8 protein-coding genes and 1 other RNA gene are annotated in these 7,693 nt (G+C 66.8%); 3 read left to right on the top strand and 6 right to left on the bottom strand.

Annotated elements, in window-relative coordinates; translation table 11 throughout:
• Positions 1 to 1,361 (bottom strand): DNA polymerase III subunit gamma/tau (locus tag QZ281_RS03950; RefSeq protein WP_292224964.1); only part of this gene is annotated, 1,361 nt, incomplete at its 3' end.
• Between the two features lie 141 nt (positions 1,362 to 1,502).
• An RNA gene (gene ffs, locus QZ281_RS03945) (signal recognition particle sRNA small type) lies at positions 1,503 to 1,596 on the bottom strand.
• A gap of 71 nt (positions 1,597 to 1,667) precedes the next feature.
• On the opposite strand from ffs, the gene nudC reads away from it, so the two are divergent.
• Entirely contained in the window at positions 1,668 to 2,588 is a 921-nt protein-coding gene (nudC, locus tag QZ281_RS03940; RefSeq protein WP_292224962.1) for an NAD(+) diphosphatase, read from the top strand.
• Positions 2,589 to 2,748: 160 nt separating this feature from the next.
• Here the strand turns inward: nudC and QZ281_RS03935 are convergent, their stop codons facing one another.
• Complete coding sequence (locus tag QZ281_RS03935; RefSeq protein ID WP_292224961.1) at positions 2,749 to 3,471, bottom strand: 3-deoxy-manno-octulosonate cytidylyltransferase; 723 nt, start codon at positions 3,469 to 3,471, stop codon at positions 2,749 to 2,751.
• A 145-nt stretch (positions 3,472 to 3,616) separates the two neighbouring features.
• On the opposite strand from QZ281_RS03935, the gene QZ281_RS03930 reads away from it, so the two are divergent.
• The gene (locus QZ281_RS03930; protein WP_292224958.1) at positions 3,617 to 4,303 is read left to right on the top strand and encodes a cytochrome c family protein; all 687 of its coding nucleotides are present in this window, start codon (positions 3,617 to 3,619) and stop codon (positions 4,301 to 4,303) included.
• A 70-nt stretch (positions 4,304 to 4,373) separates the two neighbouring features.
• Here the strand turns inward: QZ281_RS03930 and QZ281_RS03925 are convergent, their stop codons facing one another.
• Positions 4,374 to 5,159 carry an NlpC/P60 family protein gene (locus QZ281_RS03925; protein WP_292224955.1) on the bottom strand — a complete coding sequence of 262 codons (786 nt, stop codon included), beginning with the start codon at positions 5,157 to 5,159 and terminating at the stop codon, positions 4,374 to 4,376.
• A 280-nt stretch (positions 5,160 to 5,439) separates the two neighbouring features.
• Between QZ281_RS03925 and QZ281_RS03920 the strand changes: the two genes are divergently transcribed.
• Positions 5,440 to 5,814, top strand: a complete 375-nt coding sequence (locus QZ281_RS03920; RefSeq protein WP_292224953.1) for a hypothetical protein — start codon at positions 5,440 to 5,442, stop codon at positions 5,812 to 5,814.
• Positions 5,815 to 5,817: 3 nt separating this feature from the next.
• Here QZ281_RS03920 and QZ281_RS03915 read toward each other — a convergent pair whose 3' ends face one another.
• Positions 5,818 to 7,227: a leucyl aminopeptidase family protein gene (locus QZ281_RS03915; RefSeq protein WP_292224951.1), complete on the bottom strand. Its 1,410-nt coding sequence runs from the start codon at positions 7,225 to 7,227 to the stop codon at positions 5,818 to 5,820.
• A 5-nt stretch (positions 7,228 to 7,232) separates the two neighbouring features.
• Positions 7,233 to 7,693: S24 family peptidase (locus tag QZ281_RS03910; protein ID WP_292224948.1), on the bottom strand; the 461-nt coding region annotated here is incomplete at its 5' end.

The following is a 7,693-nucleotide window of genomic DNA, read 5'->3' as shown; positions in this document are numbered from 1 at the left end:
CCGATGGGATCGCCGGACTGCAGACGTTTCAGCGCCTCTTCTGGTCCCGGCAGATCGGAGGCATAGGCCAGACGCACGATGGCCATCTCGACCGCATCGGCGGGGGTGGGCGCACGCCGCACCTCGTCCAGCGCCTTCAGCAGCATCTGCCAGGTCCGCGACAGGGTCGCCGCCGGAATGGCCGCGCCCAGAGCCGTCAGCTTCTGCGCCTGATCATTGGGCAGACGGGTCGCGTTCGGGCCCAGCATCTTGGCGACCGAGGCCGCGTGGCAATGCTCCAGCAGATCATTGGTCACCTGCACCGGATCGGCGCCGAAGCCGTACAGGGTGCGGAAATTCTCCAACGCCTCGGGCGTGCGGCCCGCCATGATCGATTCGAACAGGGCGATGGTCTGGGTCCGGTCCGCCAGACCCAGCATGTCGCGCACGGTGTCGGTCTTGACCATCTGGCCGCGCTCGGCCTGAACCAGCGCCTGATCCAGCAGCGACAGGCCGTCGCGCACCGAACCCTCGGCGGCGCGTGAGATCAGGGCCAGGGCGTCCTGTTCGATCTTCATGCCCTCGCGGTCAGCGATCCGGCTAAGATGTTCGACCAGGATCTCCGGCTCGACGCGACGCAGGTCGAACCGCTGGCAGCGGCTCAGGATCGTCACCGGCACCTTGCGGATTTCGGTCGTGGCGAAGATGAATTTGGCGTGGGGCGGCGGCTCTTCCAGCGTCTTCAGCAGGGCGTTGAACGCCTGCGTCGACAGCATATGGACCTCGTCCAGCACATAGACCTTGTAGCGCGCCTCGACCGGCGCATAGCGGACGCTTTCCAGGATGTCGCGGATGTCGTTGACGCCGGTGTGCGACGCGGCGTCCATCTCCATCACGTCCATATGCTGACCGGCCATGATGGCGGCGTCGTGCCGCCCCTGCGCGCTCAGGGCCAGCGAAGGCCGGTCGATGACGTCGGTCTCATTGTTCAGCGCCCGCGCCAGCAGACGCGCGGTCGTGGTCTTGCCGACCCCCCGCACCCCCGTCAGCATGAAGGCGTGGGCGATCCGGCCTGTCGCGAAAGCATTGGTCAGGGTGCGGACCATGGCCTCCTGCCCGATCAGGTCCTCGAACGTGCGCGGGCGATATTTGCGGGCCAGAACCTGATAGGCGGAGCCGTCGTCGGCATGGGCCTCGATCTCGGACGGCGCAGTCTTAGGAGCGATCTGGGGGGTAACGACGGGCGCAGCAGCCACCGGCGCAGCGGCCGGTTCGGGCGCCGGAGCGGGCGCGCCGAACATGTCGTCGGTGTTCTCGTCGCGTTCGACGACGTCGTCCTCTTCCCAGGGCGGGCCGTCAAGGCTGGGGTCATTGTCCGTCATGAGGCGACTCTTACAATGGGCGACCGTCGCCGCGAAGCGATTCCCGCCTCCCCTGTTTCGTCATTCCGAGCGAAACGCGGCGAAGCAAAGCGCTCAAGCCGCGAGCGACCGCGTCGCGAGCATAGCGCACTCAAAATGTAGGGAAGTAGAGACCGCGACCCGAAGGTGAATTCGTTGTGGCTGCTGCCTTCCGGCCCTGACCAGATTGGCGAAGCCTTCGCCCGCGATCTCCGAGAGGGGATATGACGGCTGATGCGATGAGAATCAAGTCTTCTCGCCCCTCCCACAGCGGGGCTACAAGGACGCATGGCTCATCTGAACATCTTCGCCGGCAATCCGCTCGATCGGGCTGGCGACCTTCGCAACGATCCCGAGTGGCTGGCCGAGCAGGCGGACAAGCCTTACGCCCAGGCGATGGTCCTGTGGGAAGGCCGCCCCCTGATCGAGGATCATGCGGACGGTCCACGTCTGGCCTGGGTGTCGATGTCTCATGCCCGCGACATGGTCCGCGACCGCGAACTGTTCCTGGGGCTATGGAGGGACGAGCCGGTCTTCGCCGTCGAGTTTGAAGGCTCCATCGACCCGGCCGAGGGGGCGGTGCGGGGCATCGGCGCCTTTCATGAAATGCGGGCCGCCGCCGCCATACTGTCGGCGACCGAAGCCGCAATGGCGGGCGGAGCCAAGAGCCTGTTCGACTGGCGGCGCAAGCACGGCTTCTGCGCCAACTGCGGCACCCTGACACAGACAGCCTCAGGCGGCTGGAAGCGCGTCTGCCCGGCCTGTGGGACCGAGCATTTCCCCCGCGTCGATCCGGTCACCATCATGCTGCCCGTCTATCAGGGCGGACCAGAGCCGATCTGCCTGTTGGGCCGTCAGGCCGCCTGGCCGCAGGGTCGGATGTCAGCCCTGGCCGGTTTCCTGGAGCCCGGCGAATCAATCGAGGAGGCCTGCGCCCGCGAGGTGAAGGAAGAGGCGGGCCTGACGGTGATCGACACCGCCTATCACTCCAGCCAGCCGTGGCCCTTCCCGTCGCAACTGATGATCGGCCTGATCGCCGAAGTGTCGGACAATCAGGCGCAACCGGATCAGACCGAACTGGAATCCGTAGCCTGGCTGACGCGGGCCGAGGTTCGGGCGGTGCTGGCGGGCGAACACCCGACGATCCAGGCCCCGCCCCCCTTCGCCATCGCCCACAGCCTGATCAAGGCGTGGGCCGACGAGGCTTAAGGCTCAATCGGCGTTCACCCTGACACCGTCATTCCGGGGCGTCCGAAGGACGAACCCGGAACCCAGGGGGCTCGCATCAGGCGCTGAGCAGCCAACAGCGTAATTGTAGCCTTGGGTTCCGGGTTCTTCGCTTCGCTCAGCCCCGGAATAACGAAAAAATCTAGGCCAGCGCCCGCGCTGCTTCGAGATCCGCAGGGTTATCGACAGACAGAGGCGCCTCGTCGATGACGGCGGCCCAGATCTGCATCCCCATTTCCAGGGCCCGCAGCTGCTCCAGCTTTTCACGCTTCTCCAGCGGCGACTGCGGGGCGGCGCAGAACCGGTTCAAGGCTTCGCGGCGATAGCCGTAGACGCCGATATGGCGCCAGATCGGCGCGTCGCCATAAAGGGTTGAACGGGTGAAATAGAGAGCGCGGGCCTGACGTTCGCCTTCGGCCAGGGCCAGCACGGCCTTGACCACATCGGGATTGGCCCGGTCCGAAGCGTCGGCCTCTGCCGCCACCAGGGTCGCAATGTCGCACGTCGGTTCGCCATGCAGGATGGCCGCACAGGCGGTGGCCAGTCCGGGGCTGGCGAATGGCATGTCGCCCTGCACATTGATGACCGCGTCGAAATCGCCTTCCGGGTCGATGGCGTCCACCGCGGCGCGGATACGGTCGGAACCGCTGGGCAGATCAGGATCCGTCAGGATGGCCCGACCGCCAATGGCTTCGATCGCCTCCACGATCTCGGGATCGCCCGCCGCGACCGCGACCAGCAGGCCCGAGGCCTCGGCCTGCTGATAGGCCCGAACGATCATCGGCACGCCCCCGATATCGGCCAACGGCTTGTTCGGCAGACGGGTCGCCGCCATGCGAGCGGGTATCATTATCAAAGGATTCATCGGCTTCCCTGACGACTGTCGGACCCGTCATGTGCCGGGCGCGGTTGCGAAGGCCGCGCTACCGTGCCAGAGACGCCAAGGCAAGAATATGTCCGGGGCGTGTTTTGCGAGGGGCCCGGAGCGGCAGAGGGAATCGACCAGGCGCATGAGCGGCGATCTGAAGTGGAACAAGATTTTCGGTGCGGCCCTGGGGACGGCTTTCGTCATCCTGGTCGTGCAACAGGCTTCAGGCCTGATCTATCATTCTGAGCCTCCGGCGAAGATGGGCTATTTCGTCGACGCCCCCGATGAGGCGGCAGGCGGCGCAGCGGAAGTGGAGCTTCCGCCCGATTGGGGCACGGTTCTACCGACGGCCGATCTGGCCGCTGGCGAGGCGGCGTTCGCGCGCTGCCAGGCCTGTCACGACGCGCATCAGGGCGGCGCCGACAAGATCGGCCCGAATCTTTACGGCGTGGTCGGCGGCCCGGTCCTGCACCGCGCGGGCTTCGCCTATTCGGACGCCATGACCAAGCACAAGGCTGATGTTCCGACCTGGAACTATGACGCCCTGAACAGCTTCATCACGGCCCCGGCTAAATATGTGCCCGGCACCAAAATGTCGTTCGCCGGCATCCGCGACACCCAGACGCGCATCAATCTGATCGCCTGGCTGCGCACCCAGGGCTCGACCAACGACCCGATCCCGGCGCCCGATCCTTCGCGTCAACCGGGCGCAGCCGCTCCGGCTCCGGCTGAAGGCGCGGCCCCGGCTGAGGGCGCGGCTGGCGCAGAGGCTCCGGCGGCTGCAGCAGCGGCCCCGGCTGAAGCTCCGGCTCCCGCCGCAGCGCACTGATCCAGCGACTGAATTGAGAAGGGGCGGCTCGCAGGAGCCGCCCCTTTTTCATGTCCGTTCGTCTTGAACCTCAGAGACGGCGGAAGACGGCGGCGGCGAAACCATCGGCGACGAAGCGCGCCTCGACCTCGGTCAGGGTCTCGATCACCACCCCGCCGCGCGAGCCGGTCGAGTGGATCAGACGCTCACCGTCGATCATCAGGGCCGAGTGCCCGGTCCAGTCGTGATCACCCTGAGGCGCCATCCAGACGACAATGTCGCCGCGCTGCAGTTCATCCGCCGCAACCGCCCGGCCCAGTTCGGCCTGAGCATGCGAACGGCGCGGACCTGCCAGACCACAGGCCAGCAGCGCCTGCTGCACCAGACCCGAGCAATCGGTTTCAATCGAGGAGCGCGCGCCCAGCGCATGCGGGCGGCCCAGCAACCTTTCAGCCACCGCAACCGGATCACGTTCGAAATCGCCGACAGGCGCCAGATCGGCCTCGGCCAGACCTTCCGCCTCGATCACCAGCGAATTCAACGGCAGAGCCGCATCGACGGCGGCGACGCGGCGGGTCGCCAGCGGCGCCCCCTCTTTCAAACTGTCCAGCACGACCCAACCGACCACGCCGTCACGACGCGCGCGCCCGAAAGCCCGTCCGCCAACCGTCTCCAGCACGTCAAAAATCTCACCGAACAACAGCTGGTCGATGCGCTCGTCGGAGGACGAGAACAGGTCCGCCACCGGCGCCCGGCAATGCATGGCGTCCGTCTTGCGATACCGGTCGGCGCGCACCAGCCCTTCCAGCGCCTGTTCGGCGAGGTCGGAACGGGCGAGCAGATCGCCGGGCGGAAGAAGGTCGAGGACGTCGGTCAACGTGGGCTCGCGTCTATGGAAACCCCAGACTATCCACTGATGGCGAACCGCCCGTTAACAGCCGACGATTTTCTGAGGACAATCAACAGAACCGCGTTCGGCTTGTTTGGCTGTCCGCCTTGAATGGGCAAGGGGCGCGCCCACATCGCTTCCATAGGGTGAACACATCTGGGGGCCGCACGTGCTGCCGATATCAAGCCTGCTCATCGTCTTCGGATTGACCCTTTTTGACCGAGGACCAATCGGCGCGGCGTTAAGACTTTTGCTGGTGGAGACGCCCGTGCGTCACCTGTCCCGCACCTCGCGCGGGCAGGTTCTCGGTCTGCTTCTGATCATTGGCATTGGCGTTCTGGCCGTCGCCCTGTTCGAGGCGGAAGGCGTGCGGATGTACGCGATGGCCGCGCCCGAACTGACGGGCTGGGCGCTGATGTTCGACGTGACCGTAGTTTTCGACATGATGGTCCTGGCCATCGGCCTGCGCGCCGCCGCCAGTTGGCGCGGACTGCTCCGCCAGACACAGGCTGCTACCCGCGTCGCGACCCGACTGATGACCACCGCCGTCAGGGGCGTACGGACGCGCACACGTCGCATCCGCACACCTCGCCCGCCGTCTGGCGGTATCAACGACATAGAACCAGAGGCGGCCTTTGCCTGACGATCAGGCGGTGTAGCGCGCCTTCAGCATGGCGTAGCAAGCCCGCAGCGCCTGCGCCTCGGCGCCCTCGGGGTATCCGGGACGGGCGCGGGGGTTCCAGGCGAAGATGTCCATGTGCGCCCAGGCGCCGGTCACGGGTGCGAACTTCTGCAGGAACAGGGCGGCGGTGACCGATCCGGCCTGCGCCCAGGCCGAGGAATCGTTCTTCATGTCCGCGATCTCGGTGTCCAGTGCGGCTCGGTATCCGGCCCACAGCGGCATCCGCCACAGAGGATCGCGCACCTCAGCCGCCGCCGCCAGCAAGCCCGCCGCCAACGCTTCGTCATCCGTATAGAGCGGCGGCAGTTCCGGCCCCAGCGCGATACGCGCCGCCCCGGTCAGGGTGGCGAAGTCCAGCGTCAGGTCCGGCGCATGTTCCCCCGCCCGCGTCAGGGCGTCGGCCAGGATCAGCCTTCCTTCCGCGTCCGTATTGCCGATCTCGATGGTCAGACCTTTTCGGCTATTCAAAATATCGCCGGGACGGAAGGCGTCGGCGGACACCGCATTCTCAACCGCCGCCACGATCACCACCAACCGCACGGGCAGGTCCGCCTGCATGACCAACCGCCCCAGAGCCAGGGCATGGGCCGATCCGCCCATGTCCTTCTTCATGTTTCGCATCCCGGCGGCCGGCTTCAGGTCCAGACCGCTGGTGTCGAACACCACCCCCTTGCCGACCAGCGCGACCAGCGGCAGCAGCCACGCGGTGAGCGTGAGCCACGAGCGTTGCAGCGTGTCCGCCAGCTGCGGGCGGCGGTGCACGCCCACCAGGCAGACCGCCAGCACCAGCGGCATGACGCCGAGCACGAAACGGGTGGATTTGACGACCCGGCCGACCGCGGTGATGCCGATCATGCCGAACATGGCGCTGGCGGCCCAGAACAGCAGCCAGACCGCCAGGGCGAGGCCGCCGGCCAGCGCCAGCTTGACGGTGTTGCGCCAGGCGGCGCGGAACACGGCGGGATAGTCCCAGCCGGGCCGGGACGGGTCGAGCGCCTGGATCAGCGGCAGCAGCATGAAGCCGCTGGCGGCGGTGATCAGCGTCGCCAGGGACCGGGAGCCGCTGTCGGTATAGGGCAGGGGCTGCGAGCCCAGCAGCGCGACCAGCCCGTACGCGTGCAGCGCGGGCAGCACCAGGCCGTAGGCCGCCAACGCCAGCAGCCAGCGCCTGCCCGCGCGCATGCCGGCCAGCATGGCGCCGGCCAGCGGCACCAGCCAGATCCATTGGATCGCGAACAGGGTGGCGAACAGGTTGTGCCATGGCCAGACGCGGTTCAGCAGCGCGGCATGCAGCGCCAAGGCCAGCAGCGCGCCGAGCGCGCCATAGACCAGGATGGTCTTTTCGGGAGCCGACAGGCGGGAAGGGGTTGCCATGGGGGTTAGAAGTCCTCGCTGCGCCAGACCTTCAACACGCGGCCGAAGACCTCGAAATCCATGCCTTCGGTGATGTCCCAGGCGTCGTACTTGGTGTTCTCGGATTTGGCCCTGACCACCAGGCCAGTGGCGGTGGGAATGCGTTGCAGGCGCTTGATGAAGCCTTCGCTGCCGACGCGGAAGAAGTAGATGGCGTCGTATTCGACGGCCTGCACGCCGCGGTCGACGATCAGGGGATCGCCGGGGTTGAACATGGGGCGCATGGAATCGCCGAACCCCGTGACGATGCACAGGTTCTTCGAGGCGGAGAAACCCCGCACGTTCTTCTGCAGCCATTCAGGGCTGACGTTCCAGCTCTGGATGACGCCGGGCTGGTCGCGCAGTTCCAGGCCATTGCCCATTGCGCCGCCGGTGTCGAACTGGGCGATGAGGACGTTGCCGTGATCCGGCCTGCCCAGCCGCGCGG

Source organism: Brevundimonas sp. (assembly GCF_018608325.1).
Taxonomy (GTDB): domain Bacteria; phylum Pseudomonadota; class Alphaproteobacteria; order Caulobacterales; family Caulobacteraceae; genus Brevundimonas.
This window is presented reverse-complemented; position numbering and strand designations above follow the sequence as displayed.